The sequence below is a fragment of the Pirellulales bacterium genome (assembly GCA_035939775.1).
Lineage (GTDB): Bacteria > Planctomycetota > Planctomycetia > Pirellulales > DATAWG01 > DASZFO01.
Map to the genome: position 1 here is coordinate 1 of DASZFO010000142.1, position 18,454 is coordinate 18,454.

General features: G+C 59.3%; 11 protein-coding genes. 6 read left to right on the forward strand and 5 right to left on the reverse strand.

From position 1 onward, the window contains the following. Window positions 1–683 (forward strand): PEP-CTERM sorting domain-containing protein (locus VGY55_09360; protein ID HEV2970185.1); only part of this gene is annotated, 683 nt, incomplete at its 5' end. 16 nt (window positions 684–699) lie between these two features. On the opposite strand, the gene rpsU is transcribed toward VGY55_09360, so the two are convergent. Continuing rightward, window positions 700–894, reverse strand: a complete 195-nt coding sequence (gene rpsU / locus VGY55_09365; GenBank protein ID HEV2970186.1) for a 30S ribosomal protein S21 — start codon at window positions 892–894, stop codon at window positions 700–702. A gap of 914 nt (window positions 895–1,808) precedes the next feature. On the opposite strand from rpsU, the gene typA reads away from it, so the two are divergent. Next, window positions 1,809–3,623, forward strand: coding sequence for a translational GTPase TypA (typA, locus tag VGY55_09370; protein HEV2970187.1), 1,815 nt, complete (start codon window positions 1,809–1,811; stop codon window positions 3,621–3,623). 18 nt (window positions 3,624–3,641) lie between these two features. On the opposite strand, the gene VGY55_09375 is transcribed toward typA, so the two are convergent. The 4 genes from VGY55_09375 to VGY55_09390 all read right to left on the reverse strand — a co-directional run bounded on the left by VGY55_09375 (window position 3,642) and on the right by VGY55_09390 (window position 7,228). Then, the gene (locus VGY55_09375; GenBank protein ID HEV2970188.1) at window positions 3,642–4,451 is read right to left on the reverse strand and encodes a hypothetical protein; all 810 of its coding nucleotides are present in this window, start codon (window positions 4,449–4,451) and stop codon (window positions 3,642–3,644) included. A gap of 58 nt (window positions 4,452–4,509) precedes the next feature. Continuing rightward, entirely contained in the window at window positions 4,510–4,947 is a 438-nt protein-coding gene (locus VGY55_09380; protein ID HEV2970189.1) for a SufE family protein, read from the reverse strand. 115 nt (window positions 4,948–5,062) lie between these two features. Beyond that, a complete protein-coding gene (locus VGY55_09385; GenBank protein ID HEV2970190.1) occupies window positions 5,063–6,016 on the reverse strand; it encodes a sulfurtransferase in 954 nt (317 codons plus the stop codon). Between the two features lie 102 nt (window positions 6,017–6,118). Next, window positions 6,119–7,228 (reverse strand): Xaa-Pro peptidase family protein, encoded by a 1,110-nt coding sequence (locus VGY55_09390; GenBank protein ID HEV2970191.1) that lies wholly within the window; start codon window positions 7,226–7,228, stop codon window positions 6,119–6,121. A gap of 463 nt (window positions 7,229–7,691) precedes the next feature. On the opposite strand from VGY55_09390, the gene VGY55_09395 reads away from it, so the two are divergent. The 4 genes from VGY55_09395 to VGY55_09410 all read left to right on the forward strand — a co-directional run bounded on the left by VGY55_09395 (window position 7,692) and on the right by VGY55_09410 (window position 18,285). Next, window positions 7,692–7,943, forward strand: coding sequence for a carbon storage regulator (locus tag VGY55_09395; protein HEV2970192.1), 252 nt, complete (start codon window positions 7,692–7,694; stop codon window positions 7,941–7,943). A gap of 318 nt (window positions 7,944–8,261) precedes the next feature. Beyond that, window positions 8,262–9,278 (forward strand): tetratricopeptide repeat protein, encoded by a 1,017-nt coding sequence (locus VGY55_09400; GenBank protein ID HEV2970193.1) that lies wholly within the window; start codon window positions 8,262–8,264, stop codon window positions 9,276–9,278. A 28-nt stretch (window positions 9,279–9,306) separates the two neighbouring features. After that, window positions 9,307–10,347: an RluA family pseudouridine synthase gene (locus tag VGY55_09405; GenBank protein HEV2970194.1), complete on the forward strand. Its 1,041-nt coding sequence runs from the start codon at window positions 9,307–9,309 to the stop codon at window positions 10,345–10,347. A 351-nt stretch (window positions 10,348–10,698) separates the two neighbouring features. Next, complete coding sequence (locus tag VGY55_09410) at window positions 10,699–18,285, forward strand: pentapeptide repeat-containing protein (GenBank protein ID HEV2970195.1); 7,587 nt, start codon at window positions 10,699–10,701, stop codon at window positions 18,283–18,285. Window positions 18,286–18,454 lie beyond the last annotated feature (169 nt).

Here is an 18,454-nt window from a genome sequence, read left to right on the forward strand (position 1 = left end):
CGGAAGCCGGCTTGGCTTGGGACCACAGCGGAGGGGCAAGCAATGGCAACCTCTATCTGGTGTATACGGATGCCACCGCGCTGCCCGGTCAGCCCAATCAAACGCAAGTGCGGTACGTCACGTCGAAGGATGGAGGACAAACTTGGGTGAACGATCGAGCCATATCCGCCGCGGTTTCCGGCAGTTCGTTCGAGCCGCGGATTGCCGTGGATCAGACGACGGGAAATCTGGCCTCATCCTGGTACGACACGCGCGCCGATGCGACCTTTGCGACGACTCAGTTTTTTGCCGACCTGAGCCTAAATGGCGGCACCAGCTTCGGCAACGACTTTTTGGTGAGTAATCTGCCCGCCGGCGCGCAGGGCCCGCCTCAGCCTCCGGCCAACATCGGTCTGAATAGGAGTGACACCTACTCCTATTCCGCGACGTTCAACGACAATAACAATGCGTTCGGCGATTACAGCGCACTGGATTTTTATAAGGGGGTCTTCCGCCCGGCCTGGATCGACAACTCCAACAATACGCTCGACAACCCGTTCGGCAATTTCGCGCAACCCAATCTATACACTATCGCGGTCTCTGTACCAGAACCGACGACCCTTGCGCTGTTGCTTCTCGGTGTGCCAATTGTTGGACTGGCGCGCCGCCGGCAAAAGGTCGCGCGGGGCGGGCAACAGAATTGAACGATTCAGACAACTGCTAAGCGCCCAGCAGGCGGGTGCGGCGCGAGCGACGCTCGGCTCGCAGGCGGGCGCGGCGACGCGTCTCGCTTGGCTTTTCGTAATACTCGCGGCGGCGCATCTCCTTCTTGATGCCGCTTCGTTCCACCAGTTTGCGGAAGCGGCGAACTGCCTCTTGGATCGACTCGCGATCCCGGACATTCAACTTAACCACACGTCCTCCTTTTTTCGGGCAATCGAATTGGTAAAGCTCGCGGCATGGCCTCCCGATTTAGGCCGGTCGCGAAGCCGGTTGGGAATCGGTTAGTCTACACGCTCAGCGCTAGCGCTGTCTATTGCGCATCGGCAAAAATCGGGCCGTTTCATTGGCCCTTTGGCCGCCCGTTGGCCCCGTCGGCTCTTATTCCGTCCGGGCGGATCGCGTTGGCAGTCGCGAGCCGGCAGATTTAGCGGCAGCGGAACATTCGGTGATGACCTCGCCGGAAAAAATTGCCCAATCGTCGCCATTTGACCGTCGATTTGCTCGGCCGGTGAATCTAGCGCCGCCCGGCTGCCGATGCGTGACGAAGGTTCGGTTGGAGTTCTGGGCGCTGACGCCTCCGGCTCGCCGACTTCCGACCTCCAACCACTGACCTCCGACTTCCGCAACTTTGGAGATTCCGCGAATATGACCGACCGCTCGCCTGCCCGCCCCGAGTTATTGACCGAGTTGGAGGACCGCCAAGAGCAGGTCTTGCGCCAGCTCGATGAACTGAACCAGCGAATCGAGCAGGCCGTATCGTTAAACCGATTGCATTTGCCGTTGTCTACCGTGAGCTTTCCACCTAGAATTGGAGGCAGTTGAGAGATTTCGCTGATTTCTTGCTTCACTATCCCAACGCAGCCATGAACGCCGACCCGCAATTTGGCTTCCGCTATCGGACGGCTGTGTTGTTCACCCACCCGCCGGACTGCTGCTAACAAACGCGCAGCGTTGACCGGCTTCTCTGGCGGCTCCTCCTGGCGAGCAACTGCCGCTGCCGCCGGATCGGTTTCAGCGGTCCAGCCGCGGTGATCCAGCGCCGCACAAGTGCCGCGGCGAAATGGTCTAGTTTTCGTCCTTTGTCCTTCAACCTTCGTAATTGATCTATGCGTCGCAACGACATCCGCAATATCGCCATCATCGCCCACGTCGACCACGGGAAGACCACGCTCGTAGATTGCCTTTTGCGGCAAAGCGGCGAGTTCCGCGCGAGCCAATTGGTTGGGGATTGCATCCTCGATTCCAACGAGTTGGAGCGCGAGCGGGGAATCACCATCCTCGCCAAGAACATCGCCATGCACTACAAGGACGTGAAGATCAACCTCATCGACACGCCCGGGCACGCCGATTTCGGCGGCGAGGTCGAGCGCGTGCTGCGGATGGCGGACGGGGCGCTGGTGCTCATCGACGCGGCCGAGGGGCCGATGCCGCAGACCCGCTTCGTGCTTCAGAAGGCGCTCGAATGCCACTTGCAGCCGATCGTGGTGATCAACAAGATCGATCGCCCCGACGCTCGGCCGGATGAAGTGCTGAACGAAGCGTTCGAGCTGTTCCTCGAACTTGGCGCCAGCGACGAGCTGGCCGATTTCCCGTATATCTTCGCCACTGGCCGCGGCGGCTATGCGACCCACGATCCGAGCCAACCCGGCGATTCGATCCACCCGCTCTTGGACATGGTGCTCGAGCGCGTGCCGGGACCGGAGGTCGATCCCGATTCGCCGCTCCAGATGCTCGTCACCACGCTCGATTGGTCAGACTACGTCGGCCGGATCGCCATCGGGCGAATCCAGTCGAGCACAGTCCGCCGTGGAGAGCAAGTCGCGCTCATGCAGGCCCACGGCGAGGTCGTGAATTCCAAGGTGACGGAGCTGTATTTGTTCGACAAGCTCGGTCGGACCGAGGTCGAAGAAGCCACCGCCGGCGACATCGCGGCGATTGTCGGGCTACCGGATGTCGAAATCGGTGACACGGTGAGCTGTATCGAGAACCCACGCGCGTTGCCGCGGCTGGCCGTCGATGAGCCGACGCTGCAGATGGTGTTCGCGGTGAACACCTCGCCGCTCGCGGGCCGATCGGGCAAATACGTGACCACCCGCCACCTTCGCGACCGGTTGATGAAGGAATTGGAGCGCAACGTCGCCCTGCGAGTCGAGCCGATTGAAGGGACCGAGATGTTCGCTGTCTCGGGGCGCGGGCTGTTGCACCTCGGCGTGCTCATCGAGACGATGCGCCGCGAGGGATATGAACTCTCGATTGGCAAGCCGCGAGTGATCACGCGGCAGGTCGGCGGAATCACGGAGGAGCCGTTCGAGTCGCTGGTGGTCGAAGTGCCGCACGAAAAAATGGGACCTGTGATGGAAATGGTCGGCGCTCGCCGCGGGCGAATGATCGAAATGCACAACCGCGGTGAATATGCTCACTTACTTTTCTCGATCCCCGCCCGCGGCCTGATTGGCCTCCGCACGCGGCTCTTGAACGCCACGCAGGGGACCGCCATCATGCACCATCGCTTCGAGTGCTATCGGCCGCTGGAAGGCGAGATCACCGGCCGGGGGAACGGCGTCTTGGTCTCGATGGTCGCCGGCCGGACCGTCGCCTTCGGTCTCGACGGCTTGCAGGATCGGGCCGACATGTTTGTCGGGCCGGGGGAAGAAGTCTACGAAGGGATGATCGTCGGCGAGAACGCCCGCACCGGCGACATGACGGTCAACCCGACGAAGGAAAAGAAGCTCAGCAACATGCGCGCGACCGGCAGCGACCGCAACATCCTGCTCAAGCCGCCGCGGCAACTCAACCTGGAAGCCGCGCTCGAGTACATCGAGGAAGACGAACTGGTCGAAGTCACCCCCGGCAAAATCCGCCTCCGCAAGATTCTCCGCGCCGAGCACGAGCGAAGGAAAGAAGCGCGACGACGGGCGTGATTGAGCGGCGGTAGGGGCTCAAGGTTTGGTGAAGGTTTCCGGCGGAATCTTATCGAGGAATTTGAGAGCAATTATCGTCAGGTTGATGGTTTTCTTCGCGTCTTGATAGCCCGTCACCTTCATCGGGACCATGCTGCCCTGAACGCGCCGATAATCTGCGAAATTCACTTCGAGCGAGGAAACCTTATCTGAGCCCGGCATTCGGCCGAACTTCCTGGTGCCGCTCAACAAACCCGTTTGCTTGTCCACCAGCCACTCGACCGTTCCATTCTTCTCCGATTCGACTCGGATGTGCGCCATCGCGCGATCATCAATCTTGCCATCCTCCAGCTTGGAGAGCTTGGCGTCCTTTGAAGCATCGGCGGGTATCGCGCAAAGGGATGCGAACGCGTGTTCGGTCTGCGGCCGCTGAATTGGGGTCGAAAACGTCTCCTTATTGCCCGCCTTAATCCAGCATGTTCCGCCGATGGTCACGAAGGTAATCGTCGCGTCTTCACCGGGTAGCCCAGTGTAAACAATCCGTTTTTCATTGTTGGGAAAATCGAAAGTGTCTTCGATCGTCACATCTAAGTTCTGGCCAAACACGTTCTGGGGCGTCTTGTACTTAGCATATCCCCTTTTCCAGCGATCACGCGTCTGCTTACCGCCCTGAGCATCGAATGCTTTTTTCGCGATCGTCGGAGCCGAATCGTCGTCGTTTATGACCGGAGGCGCGGACTGATTTAAGTCGGTTACCAGAGGAGTATTCTCCTTCGGCGGCTCGACCGCTGCGCCAATGCGGGCGATCCATAAGGAAGTTAAGACGGCAAGCATGGCGAGCCGTATCATCGAGTGGGTCGTAGGATTGTGCAATTTGCCCTCATAACCTGATCTTGAGCCAAATTCGTCAATCGGTAATTGCTGCCTTGCGCACTTGATCTCGGATGGCGAACAGGATCGCTTGTAGACCGCGCATGCGCATCATGCCGAGGGCTTGGACCAGGCCGAGGCGCTGCAGGAGGTCGGGCTGGACGGATAAAACCTCTTCAGCCGAAGAGCCGGAGAAGGCATCGACAAGGATGCCGACGAAGCCCTTGACCGTCGGCGCCTCGGGGGCCACGTCGCCGTAGACTTGCACCTGGCCGTCGTTCACCTCGACCCACAGGAACACGGGTGTTTGGCATTCGTGAACGCGGTGCTCGCCACGATCCTTCTCTGCCTGATACCGCGGCGGAAGCGGCGGCAGTCCTTCGGCGAATTCGAGCAACAACTCGAGCCGCTCGCGCGGTTCCAGCCCGGCGAATTCATCGACGATCCGATCGAGTTTTGTCGCGGCAGTGGACATGAAATCCGTGGCGGGACAATTAGTTCCGGTACGGTGCATCAAGTCCGCGCAGACGCACCGGAAATGGCCGCTGATGCACGGTGCGTCCGCGCTTCGCTTGACACACCCTACAATTCTATCCTGCAGCGTGCGCCACTGGCTCTGGTTTCGGCGTTTCCGCGATTGGCTGCGGAGGCGCGCTCGGCACGAAGGAACTGGGCTCGGTGGGTGCGACCGCTCCCGGCCCTCGTTCAACCGGCAGGCCGACGGCGTTGCCCCATTCGGTCCAGGAGCCATCGTAATTCTTTACGTTTCGGAACCCAAGTAAATACTTGAGCACGAACCAGGTATGGCTCGATCGCTCGCCGATCCGGCAATAGGCCACAATCCGGGCGCCTCGCTTGAGCCCGCCATCCTTCAAATAAAGCTGCTCCAATTCCTTGGGCGATTTGAACGTGCCGTCTTCCTTAGCCGCCTTGCCCCAAGGGATATTCACCGCGCCGGGGATGTGCCCACCGCGCAGCGCGCCTTCCTGTGGATAGTCGGGCATGTGCAGCAATTGGCCGGTGAATTCGCCGGGCGAGCGGACATCCACCAGCGGTTTGCCCGAGCGGGCGTGCTTGAGCACTTCGTCGCGGAATGCCCTAATTGACGGATCGGGATCCTTGGCGTGGTACTCCGTCGGCGGATAGCTTGGTTCGGGGTCGCGCACCAGGGGCTTGCCGTCTAGTTCCCAGCGCTTGCGGCCCCCGTCCATGATCAGGCATTTCTCGTGGCCGTAAAGCTTGAAGACCCAGAAGGCATAGCAGGCCCACCAATTGCTCTTGTCGCCGTAAAAGACAACCGTCGTGTCGTTGGCGATACCCTTCGAGCGCATCACCGTCTCAAAGTGCTCTTTATCGACAAAATCGCGGATCACGGGGTTTTCCAGTTCGGTGTGCCAATCGAGCCGCACGGCGCCGGGGATGTGCCCCTGTTGATAGACGAGCGGGTCTTCGTCCGACTCGACGATCCGAATCTGCGCGTCTTGCTGGTGCTCGGCCACCCATTGGGTCGAAACTAGCACCTCGGGAAAAGCATATTTGGCCATGAGATTACCTCGAAAATCGATCGGAAGTGAATGCGCTCAGCCTACTAAAGCAAGTCGCGGGCCGCAATCGGGTAGAAACGCAAAAAGTGGCGCGCATCGCTGCTACGTCAGGCCGATGGGGAAATCACTTAGCAGTTCCGTTCCGCGGTCTGTCACGAGATAGTCGTTTTCCAAGCGGACTCCCGCGCGCAGGTCAGGCGCATAGATGGCCGGCTCGACCGCGATCACATCCCCGGCCTCAAATGTGTCGTCCCAGTTAGGATTCAAATGGGGCGGCTCGTGCGGAAACAGGCCGATGCCGTGACCGAGGTGCGAATTCCAGGTTCCGTCCGGAAACTGCTCTAAGTGTTGCCGTACCTCTTCGTACAATTCGCGGCAACGCTTACCTGGACGAACCACGCGCTCGACGATGGCAAACGCTTGGCGGACATGGTCGCAGGCCTGAAGCTGCCGGTCGCTCGGCCGGCCGCCAACGGCCAATGTTCGCGAGTTGTCGGCGAAATAGCCGCGATATGCCGGCCCGAGGTCCAAAATGTAAAGCTCGCCCGCCTCGGCGCGTCGATCGCGCGGCGGGCCGCCATGAACTGCGCACGCGTAATCGTTGCCGGTCCCCGTCAGCGGCTCGGCGAACTCTCTCACGGCAACCGCCTGGAGTTCGTTGTACACGTCCAATTCGTTCACGCCCGGCGCGACGATTTCGCGTGCCCGGGCGTACATCGCGCCGGTCGCCGCGATGGCCTTCTTGAGCCGCGCGAGTTCGTCAGGATCCTTGCGGCGGCGCAAGTGGTGCATGACCGGCTCGATGTCGATCAACTTCGCGGGCAGCGGCGCCGCCAGGCACGGCGGGAAGGAGGAGAATTCGACGCCGATCGATCGCGGTTTCGGGCGAGCCGCAAGAGCTTTTAGCAACACTTGCGACGAAGCAGCTCGCTGGTCCTGGCGAAGCGTCGAAAGCCATTTGGCATCGTAATGAAGAACTTCGTCTGCTTCCGCTGGATCGCGCGAGTCGCTCGGGGCAACCAAAGTCATTCGCCCGTCGGCCGAGAGGACCGCGACTGGTTGAAACTTCCATTCGAACCGCGGCCCAGTCAACCATTGCACATGCTCGATCTGAGTCACGATGACCAGATCGAGCTTCAATTCGGCCATCCGCTCCAGCAAGCGCCGCTGGCGGCCGCGGCAGGCAACTAGATCGATATCGTTCGTTGGCATTGCCAAAGTCCACAGTTGATTTCCCAAACGGTTGAATGGCGCGCTAGCAGATTGTAGCAAATGCTGCGTCGTTGAATTTCGCGACTATCTCACTAAGCCCTAATCAACCAATAACGCGGCACCGCTAGGTTCGTGTGCCGAGTTGAGAGAGTTCGTGCGGTCGGCAACGACACACGGCGTCGCCGCCCATGTAGGGACCGCCCTCTGTGCATTCAGTGACGGCTGTGTTCCTGAAATGAGACTTTCCGCTCGATTTGAGACGATTTTGGATCAACTCGAGTCAGCGGAAACATCAGACATCGCATCATTATTTTGCCATAACCCATTTGTATATTGAAAGTTACGTAGCGGCAAATCGCATTTGCGGGACTTCCCGATAGCGGACGGCATTAGAATTGCACACTCTTTTTGCGGAGAGGCGAACTTTTTCATAGTATCTACTCAGAGACGCAGGGAGGATCCCGTGTTGATTCTTAGACGCAAGGTGGGTGAAAAGATCGTCATTGGTGACGGAATCACGGTGGTGGTCAGTCGGGTATCAGGTGGACGCGTGACACTGGGTATCGAAGCGCCGAACGACGTTCATATCGTGCGAGGCGAACTGAAGGTTTTCGATGAGCAGCATCCGCGGCCGACAGTGCCGCTGATGGCTCTGCCGACGGGCAGTTTCCATGAGCTGCCGGCGGCCCCCGATGTGCCTCGACTCCCTCGCTAAGCTTTGTCATCGAATTTGGGCGGGGCGGCGCGTCGCCGTCTGGACACCCCGAGCCTTCAAAGCGTGTCGCCCCGCCACTTCCACAACAGGGACCCTGGCCTGTAGTGCCATCATCGTCCCCTCTTTCGCGCCGCTTGCGCTTGACTGGATTCGCCGGAACGCCCTATACTCCCTTAGCTACGTGAGTTAGGGCCTAACCGAAATTGGCCTGCGGAGAGGGGGACAGTTCCCTTTTGTCCCGACGAGCACCACGGCGATGGTGCATGCACGGAAGGGGACAGTCCCTCTCGGCCGTTTGAGGTCCAGATTGGGCGAATGATGAAAACCGAACGCCGCCACGAATTGCAGCACAATAGCTTGGCCGACATGCTGAGCGACGTCGGCGAGAACGCCAAGCCGTACGCCAAGGGCTTGCTCGGAGTGGCGCTGGCGGCGCTCGTGGTCGTCTGTGCTTATCTCTATCTCTCGAAGCGGGCGGAGGCGGAAGACGGCGCCAGTTGGGATCAAACCTGGCAGGCCATCGACCGGCAGGACATGGAAGGCTTGCGGGAAGTCGTCAAGACATATCCCAACAAGCCGGCCGCGATCTGGTCGCAGCTAGTGTTGGCCGACATGGAATTGAGCAGCGGCGTCACGAAACTGTTTGTGCAGAAATCGACTGGCCGCGATCTGATCCGCACCGCGTTGGACGATTATCAGAACGTGGCCGAGCACGCCGTCCATCCGCAAGAGCGTGAGCATGCCCTGTTTGGAATCGGTCGGTCGCAGGAATCGCTCGATCAACTCTCCAAGGCCCGCGAGGCTTATGAGCAGTTGGTGAAGAACTATCCCAGCGGTCCCTACGAAAAGCGGGCCCAGCAGCGGCTCGATGAATTGGCCCGCGACTCCGCGAAGAACTGGTACGACTGGTTCGAAGCGACTGAGCCGCCGACATCCAACATTGGCAAGGGAAGCCCGTTTGCAAGCCCGCTTGACGAAAAGGGACCGACGGGACCGAGTCTGCCGCCGCTGCCACCTGGATTCGAGGTGCCCGACGTCGGAAAGACGAAGAACCCGCCGCCGGAGCCGAAACCGATCGAGCCGAAGACCGTCGAGCCCAACGCTAAAGCCGACGAATCGAAGGGGGGCGAAGGGAAATCGAGCGACGCGAAATCCGGCGATGCGGCGAAGGCGACGGATGCCAAACCCACCGACGCCAAATCGGAAGCCAAGGCCGCCGACGGAAAGGACGACAAATCAAAATCGGAGCCGGCGAAATCGGATTCGCCGAAGCCGGCGCCTGCCGCGCCCGATTCTTCAAAGCCCGCCGCCGAAAAGAGCGCGGCGGGCAAATAGTACAACGGGCAAGTAGCGCAGTGGCGAAATGAATCCATCATTGGGGCGCGACGACTCCTCCCTCGCCCCTCGCCCCCCGCCCCTCGCCCCTCAGCAATTCGATCTGCTCGTCACCGAAGAGTTCGTAGGTCAGCGGCTCGATCTGTTTTTGGCGCACAAGTTTCCCACGCACAGCCGCGTGCAGCTTCGCCGAGCCATAAACGCGGCCGGCGTTTCGGTCAATGGCAAGCGGGCGAAGGCAGCTCATCGGCTGCGGCTCGGTGAACAGATTCGGCTCACGCTGCCGGAGATTCCGCGCGAAGCGCCGCAGCCCGAGAACATCCCGCTCGACGTGCTATTCGAGGACGAGTGGCTGGCCGCGATCAACAAGCCGTCGGGAATGGTGGTGCATCCGGCGAAAGGTCATTGGGCCGGCACGCTCACGAGCGCCTTGCAGTTTCACTTCGATCAGCTCAGCGGCGCCGGCGGCCCGACGCGGCCGGGCATCGTGCATCGCCTCGATCGCGACACCAGCGGAGTGCTCGTCGTCGCCAAGACCGATCGCGCCCATTTCGCGCTGGCCGATCAGTTCGAGCAGCGCACAGTCGAGAAAGAGTATTTCGCGCTCGTCGTTGGCAATCCCGATCGAGATCGTGACCAGATCGATCTTCCGATCGGCATCCATCCGTATCAGCGCGAAAAAATGGCCGTGCGCCGCGATCACCCGACCAGCCGGCCGGCCCAAACGTTTTATGAAATCATCGAGCGCTTCGACGGTTTCGCCGCAGTGCGCGTGACACCGAAGACCGGCCGCACGCACCAGATTCGCGTGCATCTCAATGGCGTCGGCTGCCCCGTGCTCTGCGACCGTCACTACGGCGGCCGCTCGCAACTAACGCGCGGCGAACTCCGCGGCGACCCCGACGACACGCATCTTCTCTTGGAGCGCCAAGCGCTGCACGCTTTGCGCCTTGCCTTGCGGCATCCCGCAACCGGCGAGCGGCTGGAATTCCATGCCCCGCTCGCGCCCGACATCGCCGAGGTCTTGGCCGAGCTGCGCCGCTCGCGCCGACCACTTTCGAGCCTCTAGAAACAAAAAACGCGTGTGCGGCGCGAGCATTTCTCCTTCTCTCTCTGGACTTCGGTGAGCTCAGTCGAACCGGAGAGGGCTTGCCTGCCGTTAGCTTGTCGAACGGGCGTGAGGGTGTCTCAGATTCCGGTGCGTCAGCGCCAACTTGACACACCCGACGGGCTCGGCGGCCGCAATCCGTTTGGCGGGCTAACGCACGTTCGCACGGACGCCACGAACCCTGCGGAAGACCGCCTTGCAAAAACCGCTGAAACTCTCACCGGCGCGTGGCATTAAACCCTCCCCGTTGGTATTATGACAGACTTGCCCAATTCCAATTCGAGATCGCCACCACCTCTCGAAAGCCCGTCAATGAAATCGCATCCGTGCCCCGCCCGCTCGGACTCAGCCACCCCTGCCGCCCCGCCCGCGGCAACGACTTCCGCACCAACCGCGATTCGATGGCCCTCGCTCGCCGCGCTCCGGCGGGCCGCCGTTGCTTGCATCGCACTGTTTGCAACCGCATTCTACACCGGCACCGCGCGGGCCCAGATTTACTACAATTCCGCCTCTCCCAACTCTGGCGAGGTGATCCCAGGAACCGAGGGAATCACCCCCGGCCCAGGAGTCGACTTGAGTGGCTGGAACACACCGGGCCATCAGCTCGAATTCGCATCGTTCGGCGGTTACGATTACAATTCTCCTCTAAGCCTTATCGGCGCTTCGTTTTTGAACTCTGACCTAAACGGCGCCATCTATTACAATGCGGATCTGAGCAATGCCGACTTCAGCAATGCCAATCTCACTAACGCGTCCTTCCGTTCGAGTCCGCCGGGCTATACCCCGATCACTTGGCTGACAAACGCGAACTTTTCCGGGGCCATCGTAGCGGGGGTGAACTTTACAAATGCGACGTACGCGGGGTTCACTGCAAACCAGCTCTATAGCACCGCGAGTTTCGTCGGAGGGAATCTGACCGGGATTGAACTTGGAGGAAGTGATCTAACTGGTTGGAACTTTGCTAACCAGACCCTCACGAGCGCTAATCTCTCTTCATCGGCCCTAACCAACGCCAATTTCGCCAACGCGAAGCTCGCCAACGCCAACCTTGCAGATTCCGCGCTAACCAATGCAAACTTCACGGGCGCAGTCATTAAAGGGGCGGACTTTAGCGGCAGGTACTTTTTTTATCCCTACGGCGGCACGGACTTTACCGCCGGCCAGCTTTACAGCACTGCCAGCTACGTCAACGGTGATCTTTCCGGCATCCACCTTGTTGGGAACGACTTGACTGGATGGAATTTCGCCAACCAGAATCTGACGAGCGCCGACTTTTCTGGCTCCAACCTAAGCGGTGCTGATTTCAGCAACGCGAATCTAACCAATGCATCGTTCTATTCTGCGAACGTGTATTTTGTCAGGGTCACCCAGTTGGCCGATGTGAGTTTCAATGGCGCGATCGTCAAAGGGGCGAACTTCGGATTCAACGGCTTGTTGACGGCGAGCCAACTCTACAGCACCGCCAGCTATACCATGGGCGATTTGTCGGGCATTGGACTTGCAAATAGTGACCTGACCGGCTGGAATTTCACCAACCAGAATCTTACCAGCGCCAACTTCTCTGGCTCGACCCTGGCCAACACAATTTTCATCAATGCCAATCTCACGAACGCCAGCTTTGGCGTTGGTAATGGCTACGGCGCTACCGTAGCGAATTTGACAAGTGCTGACTTTACCAATGCTAACCTGACTAACGCCAATTTGGCTTACGCGAATCTGACGAGCGCCAATCTTGGCAATGCCAATCTCACCAACGCTGTAATGACTGGCTCGACCTTGTCGAACGCCAACTTCAGCGGCGCAATCGTAAAAGGGGCGGATTTTGGCAGCTCCGCGTATGCTGCCATCGGTGCGAGACTCAGCGCGAGTCAGCTCTATAGCACCGCCAGCTACGTGAGCGGCGATCTGACGGGTATTGGACTCGAGAACAATGATTTAACTGGTTGGAGTTTTTCCCATCAGAACCTCACGAGCGCCAATCTTTCGTCCTCGACCCTTACGAATGGCGACTTCACTAATGCAATTCTTACCAGCGCGAACCTTTCCATCTCAACCCTGGCGAACGTCAATTTCACCAACGCGAATCTCACCAACGCCAACCTTACTGGCGCCATTCTGACTGGCGCCATGCTTGGCGGCGCGATTGTCAAAGGCGCAGACTTCGGCGGCGGTTATCTCTATGCGCCTGACGGTGCCGGAGGCATAAGCGCCTCGCAGCTTTACAGCACCGCCAGCTATGTCGACGGCGATCTCGCGGGCATCGGACTTGAGAATAATGACTTGACTGGCTGGAATCTCGGCAACCAAGACCTTACCGGTGCGAACTTTGGAAGTGCCGTCCTCACGAACGTCAGCTTCGCCAATTCAAACCTCACCAATGCGAACCTTTCCGGCACACCGCTTAGCAATGCCGACTTCGCTGGCGCCGTTGTCAAAGGGGCCAACTTTGGCAGTTACTTTGTTAGCTTCTACAACGGTCCCTTGCAGAGGCGCGGCGGGCTCAGCGCCAGTCAACTGTATAGCACCGCAAGCTATGCCACTGGCGACCTGGCCGGAATTCACCTGACCAACGATGATTTAACGGGCTGGAATCTTGCCAACACGAACCTCACGGGAGCTGATCTTACGTCGACGGTTTTGGCGAATGCCGATTTGAGCAACGCCAATCTTACTAATGCGAGTCTCGTTTCGTCCGACTTGACGAACGCGACGTTCACAGGAGCGGTCATTAAAGGTGCAAATTTTGGCAGCCTTGGCCTTTACGGGTTTGGCGGTCCCGCAACTATTTCGGCCGCCCAGTTCTATAGTACTGCTAGCTACGCGAACGGCGATCTGGGCGCCATCGTGCTGACTTATCATGACTTGAGCGGCTGGAATTTCGCCAACCAGAACCTCACGGGCGCCAGCTTCACAGGGTCGAACCTCACCAATGCCAATCTCACCAATGCCAATCTCACCAATGCCAGCTTCGCGTCGAACGCCGGTTACTTTTTCGGCAATGCGACGATCTTGACCAACGCCAACTTTTCGAATGCGAACCTCACAAATGCCAATTTTACTCAGACGGCGTTGACCAACGTCAATTTATCGAATGCCAATCTGACGAGCGCGAATCTTGACCACGCCGTACTGACCGGGGCGACCCTGACTAACGCTAACTTCACGGGCGCGGTCATCACCGCGGCGAATTTCGATGGTGCGAACGACTTCACCGCGAGCCAACTGTACACCACCGCCAGCTACGCCAGCGGTGATCTTACCGGCGTCGGCCTAGCGGGGATCGATCTCACCGGAGCGAACTTGGCCAGTTTCAAGCTCGCCCATGCCGACTTATCAGGGGCCACGCTGACTAACGTCGACTTCACCAATGCCGATCTTACCGGCGCCAATATGGCGAGCGCAAGCCTTGCCAACGCGAGTCTGGCGGGCGCGAGCCTGTCCCATTCCGCGCTGGACAATGCGAATCTCGCGGGGGCGAATATCGGCAACGCCAATCTTGACACTTCAACGCTGACCAACGCCAATCTTGCCAACGCAAATCTCACCAACGCGAACTTGGCGTCGTCGACGCTGACTAATGCGAATCTTGCCAACTCTAATCTGAGCGGAGCGAACCTTCATGACGCCAATCTCACGAATTCGACGCTGACGAACGCGAACCTCAACGGCGCGACGGTCGACGGCGCTCAATTCGGCGGCGCAAGCGGCTTCGGCGCGAGCCAACTCTATATGACGGCGAGCTATGCGAAGGTGAACCTGAGCGGCATCGGACTTCAGGGCATTGACCTAAGCGGCGGAAGCTTTGCCAACATGAACTTCGCTAATGCCAACCTGTCGGGAGCAAATCTATCGACTGCCGACCTGACCAATGCCAACCTCGGCAATATGTCGGCGACGAACGCCATTTTCACAGGCGCAAATCTTGCCAACGCTATGTTCAGCGTCAAGCAAACTGGCACCTACTGGAACGGCTATGGTAGTCAGACATACACCTATTACACCGGATCGAAATTGACGAGCGCGCAATTCACCAGCGCGAACCTCACCGGCGCTCACGTCGATCATTCGAGCCTGGCCAACGCCGATTTCACCAACGCCAACCTCACCAACGCCAACTTTGTTTCGTCTGACCTGACGAACGCGACTTTCGCTGGCGCGATCATTAAAGGTGCTGACTTCGGTAGTAGCACTGGCGGTAATGGCCTGGGCAACTTGGGCGGCGGCACGATCACGATTGTGGGGACGTTGGGCAATGGCGGGACGATCGGCTACGGCGGCGGAGGCACCACTGGCGGCAACACTCCGCTCATGGCAGCTCAACTTTACAGCACAGCGAGCTACGCCAACGGCGACCTGGAGGGGATCGGCCTCGAGAACCTTGACCTGAGCGGCTGGCACCTTGCTGGTCAAAACCTCACCAGTGCCAATCTAAGCGGTGCAAATCTTACCAATGCCGACCTGACGAGTGCGAATCTCGCTGCCGCCAATCTGGGAAATACGAATTTCACCGGCGCGATCGTTAAAGGGGCGGACCTTGGCGGTGCAAAGGGCAGCGTCGGCAGCGGGGGGATCATTTTCGCGGGTGGCCCCAGCATCACGTCCGCCCAATTGTACAGCACCGCCAGCTACGCCAATCATGACTTGACCGGGATCGGTCTTGAGAACCTCTACATCGGGGGTTGGGATCTTTCGGGGCAGAACCTTACCGGCGCTAATTTCGCATCGTCGTCATCGCAATACTACGGCGCGAACTTCAGCGGCGCCAACCTCACGACCGCCAGTTTCCGCAATGCGGACCTCTCGAACTCGAATTTTTCAAACGCCAATCTAACCGGCGCCAATCTCGTCGCCGCGAATCTGGCGAACGCGACTCTCAGCGGCGCAGTCGTCACGGGTGCGGATTTCGGTGGGGCGGGCGCCGGCGGCGCAGTTGTGCCGCACATCGTCATTGCCAACAGGCCGGACACGATCAATGTAGGCGGCGGTGGCGGACCTTCAAGTCTTATCGCTAGTCAACTCTATAGCACCGCGAGCTACGCAAACAAGGATTTGGCCGGCATCGGGCTTGAAAACCTATACCTGCCGGGCTGGGATTTTTCCAATCAGAATCTTTCGGGCGCCAATTTGAACTCTTCGACAATCTACAATTCGAACTTCAGTGGCGCGAATCTTTCCGGCGCGAATCTTTCGGGCTCAAGCTTTTCGAGTGCCATTCTCACCGCTGCCAATTTCGCTTTTGCGAATCTTACGAATGCGGATTTTACTGGCGCGGACCTGCGGGGCGCAACCGGTTGGTCGCCGGCCGTCGCTACCATCACGCAGAACACCATTCGCCCCGACGGGTCGATCCACGGTTTGGCATTGGGGCCCTACGAACAACTTGTCGTGCGAAACAATCCGCTCGCCATCAAGGTGAGCACGAGCGCGACGTTTGACACGAATTCAACGCTTCAGTTCTTGCTCGAACCTAATTGGACTTCCCCGATCGGGTTCGCCTCCGGGCTGACGCCTTCGCTCGGCGGCACGCTCGACGTGGAAATCGCCAATGGAGTTGACCCGAAGACACTTCTTGGCGACACATTCCAGCTTTTCAATTGGAACGGGACGTTGCCGGCGAACGACCGCTTCTCGTCGATCGTTACTGAGGGCGGCGTGAACTGGGATTTGTCGAAGCTGTATAGCAACGGCACGGTGAGCATCGTGCCCCCTGGCTACCCCGGCGCGAACCTGACAGGAGCAGACCTCTCCTACTCTGATCTGACCGGCTACGATTTCACCAAGACCAATCTCACCAATGCCGATCTTACCGATTCGACCTTGGCGAACGCGAATTTCACGAAAGCGATCATCAAGGGGGCGAAACTTGTCTACACAACGCCGGGCGGATTTAGTGCCAGCCAACTCTATAGCACCGCCAGCTATGCGAGTCGCCATCTGGAGGGCATCCTGTTTGCCGGCAATGATTTGACGGGTTGGAATTTCGCCAATCAGAATCTCACCAATGCCTCCTTTATTTCGTCAACGCTCACTCGCGTAAACTTCAAAGGGGCGATTATCAAAGGGGCTCATTTCGAATACGCGAATCTTACGGCCAGCCAGCTCTACAGCACCGCCAGCTATAAGGAAGGCAATCTGCAGGGCCTAGACCTCGTTTTTGACGATCTGACCCGTTGGAACTTCACGAACCAGAATCTCTCCGGGGCCGTGTTCGCCGAGTCGACCCTTACCAAAGCGCGGTTTCAAGGAGCGATCATTTCAGGTGCCAGCTTCAGCGGCGCTACCGGCTTCACTGCCGGGCAGCTTTACAGCACCGCGAGCTACATGCGCCACGAACTCGCAGGAATCGGACTTGGAGCCGACGACCTAACGGGTTGGAACTTTGCCAACGCGGATCTCAGCCGAGCGTATTTTGTCAATTCGATCCTCACCAGCGCAAACTTCGCCAATGCGGACCTAGCCGACGCCTTATTTGCAGATCCTTTTTTATCTGGCTTTTATCCGGCTGTTGCAGTCAACGGCGACTTCACCAATGCCAATCTGGCCGGCGCCCATCTAGACGAGGCGATACTTACTCACGCCAACTTCCGAAACGCGAATCTCACGAATGCTGGCCTCTCCCAAGCGAACCTGACTCGCGCAAATCTGTCCGACGCCAATCTCACCAGCGCCGATTTGCGTCTCTCAACGCTGACGCACGCCAATCTGGCCAACACCGACTTTACCCGCGCCGATCTCCGTGGGGCGAGCGGATGGTCGCCGGTCGCTTCGACCATCCTACGCAATACGATTCGGCCCGACGGATCGGTTCACGGCCTGGCATTGTTGGCAGGGGAAAAACTGGTTATCCGAAACAATCCGACCTCCGTCACCGTTCGCGATAGCGCGAGATTCGACGCGGGCTCAACGCTGCGGTTCTTGCTTGATTCCAATTGGACCTCGCCGATCGGGTTTGCTCCCAAGGTCCATCCCGCGCTCGGCGGCACGCTCGGCTTGGAGATCGCCGCAGACGCGTATCCACCGAACCTCGTGGGCGACACATTTCAATTGTTCAACTGGAATGGCCCGCTGCCGGCGAACGATCGGTTCTCGAAAGTCACGACCGCCGCGGGGCTGATTTGGAACTTGTCGAATCTGTACACCACGGGAAGCGTTACGATAACGGCCGTCAGCGGCACGTCCAATTCGGCATCGTCGAACTCGAGCACCGGGGCGATGAATCTCAATGGCGGTTCGACGGCTGCCTCGCTGACGAACACCACGCCCGCGACCGGCAGCTCGACCATCGTCAACGGCGGAACGCTTAGGTTGAATGTGTCGACCGGCGCATCCACGATCGGCAGCGGCGTGACGGCGAATGTCGGCTCGACGGGGACTTTGGAATTCGCCGGTTCGGTTGCGGCGCTTTCGTCGGGAGCCAGCGGCACGATCAACATCGCGCAAGCCGGCGGAAGCACGCTCAATTTGAGCGGGAGGAATCAGCAATCCGGCAACGTCGCCGGCACCGGCGTTGCCGCGATTAACTCTGGCGCGGTGCTGACGGCCAATCATATCATTCAGCGGTCGCTGGTGGTCGGTGGGACGGCGTCCAGCTCCGTCGTGACGGTTGACTCTTCCGGCTCGGCTGTGAGCGATGCGACTGCCGGTTCCAGTGGGCTCGTCTTGGCCAGTTCGCTGGCATTGAGCCAGCCGTTCATCACCGACAGTTCGGGGGCGGCGCTCGGCGGAATCAATGGATTGGAGCCGAATTCATCCGCGTCGAGGGCGTCACTTTCGCTCGGAGTTCTGTCCGGGGGCGATCAGATTTCCGTGCCGGAGCCCTCAACGCTGATCTTGGCGGCCCTCGGACTGGGTGTCGCGGCGATAACGATCCGGCGGCGAACGAGATTTATTGGTCACTGATGAGACGCGGATGGCACACGGATCGAGTGACAAGTAGGGCGCACTACGCGTGCCGACGTGCCGAATCGGCCGCGATCACGGATCCGGCATGCAGAGCATGCCCTGCTTCCCGTGTCGGCTCCGGTTCGCCCTTCGGTCTGAGCCTCAGGGTCGAAGACAAGCGAACCGG